The organism is Thermus sp. NMX2.A1, assembly GCF_000511705.1.
Classification (GTDB): Bacteria; Deinococcota; Deinococci; order Deinococcales; family Thermaceae; genus Thermus; species Thermus scotoductus.
The window spans coordinates 1-1,162 of record NZ_ATNI01000079.1 but is presented as its reverse complement, the minus strand read 5'-3'; the positions used below and the strand labels follow the sequence as shown (position 1 = coordinate 1,162).

Annotated in this window: 2 protein-coding genes; both read left to right on the top strand. The window is 67.1% G+C overall.

Annotation, left to right across the window (positions count from 1 at the left end):
• Positions 1-42: 42 nt before the first annotated feature.
• The gene (locus TNMX_RS13565) at positions 43-597 is read left to right on the top strand and encodes a transposase family protein (RefSeq protein WP_038031536.1); all 555 of its coding nucleotides are present in this window, start codon (positions 43-45) and stop codon (positions 595-597) included.
• Positions 598-647: 50 nt separating this feature from the next.
• Positions 648-1,151, top strand: a complete 504-nt coding sequence (locus TNMX_RS13380) for a DDE transposase family protein (protein ID WP_245606135.1) — start codon at positions 648-650, stop codon at positions 1,149-1,151.
• Positions 1,152-1,162: the final 11 nt, after the last annotated feature.

Sequence of the window (1,162 nt, the reverse complement as noted above, 5' to 3'; positions counted from 1 at the left end):
GGCAGACTTGACCGATATGCGGCCTTGGGGTAAAGAGGGGGCATGACCCTACGCGAGGCCTTGTCCCAAGTCCCCGACCCCAGGGCCCGCAACCGGCGGTATCCCTTGTGGGGCTTGTTGGCCCTCATCTTGGTGGCCTTTCTCGCCCGCGTGGACTCCCTGCGCGGCGTGGAACGTTTCGCCCGGGCCAACCCTCACCTCTTGCCCCACCTGGGCCTGCGCAACCCCCCGGGCCACACCATCCTCACCCTCCTCCTTCACCGTCTGGACCCAAAGAAGCTCCAGGAGGCCCTCCTCCAGGTCTTCCCCGAGGTGGACCTGGGAGGGGTCCTGGTGGTGGACGGGAAGCACCTCCGGGGAAGCGGCAAGGGGAAGAGCCCCCAGGTCAGGCTCGTGGAGGTCCTGGCCCTGCACCTCAAGACCACCCTGGCCCAGGCCCGGGTGGAGGGGAGGGAGGACCAAGCGCTTCTGGAGCTCCTGGACCGCCTGGGGGCGGAGGGACTCAAAGGGAAGGTAGTGGTGGGGGACGCGGGGTACCTGTACCCGGAGGTGGCGGGGAAGGTGGTGGAAAAAGGGGGGCATACCTCTTCGTCCTGAAGGCCAACCAGGGGGAACTGCTGGAGTGGGCTCTGGAGGTATTCAAGGGGATGGAGGAAAGGCGGCTTCCCGGGGAGACGGAGTCAGCTTGGGAGGTGGTGCGGGACGGGGAGGTGTGGACCTACCGGGTCTGGGCTTCCCCTTATCTGCCGGATGCGCTCTTGGCCTTTCCCGGGTGCCGACAGGTGGTGCGGGTGGAGCGGGAGGTGGTGCACAAGGGGACGGGGGAGGTACGGCGCGCGGCGAGCTACGCCCTCACCAGCTTGGGAGCCGAGGAGGCGGACGCGAGGCGGCTTGGGGAGCTTCTCCTTTCCCGGTGGGAGGTGGAGAACCGGTCCTTTTGGGTACGGGACGTCCTCCTCCATGGTCAGCGAAGCTACCTTGAGGACGCCTGCCAGGTGCGGGGCGTGGGGGCGCAAGTCTTGGCGGTCCTCCGGGCCTTTCTGGTGTCCCTGCTGTACCGCAGGGGGGTGCGGAAGAAGAAGGCGGCCCTGGAGACCTTCTCCTTCCATCCCCTCTCCGCCCTCAGGTTCCTGGGGCTCTATGCGGTATAACGGTCAAGTCT

Excerpts from the sequence above, each read along its gene's own strand:
- TNMX_RS13565 (WP_038031536.1), top strand. The coding sequence starts at position 43 with ATGACCCTACGCGAGGCCTTGTCCCAAGTCCCCGACCCCAGGGCCCGC.
- TNMX_RS13380 (WP_245606135.1), top strand. The coding sequence starts at position 648 with ATGGAGGAAAGGCGGCTTCCCGGGGAGACGGAGTCAGCTTGGGAGGTG.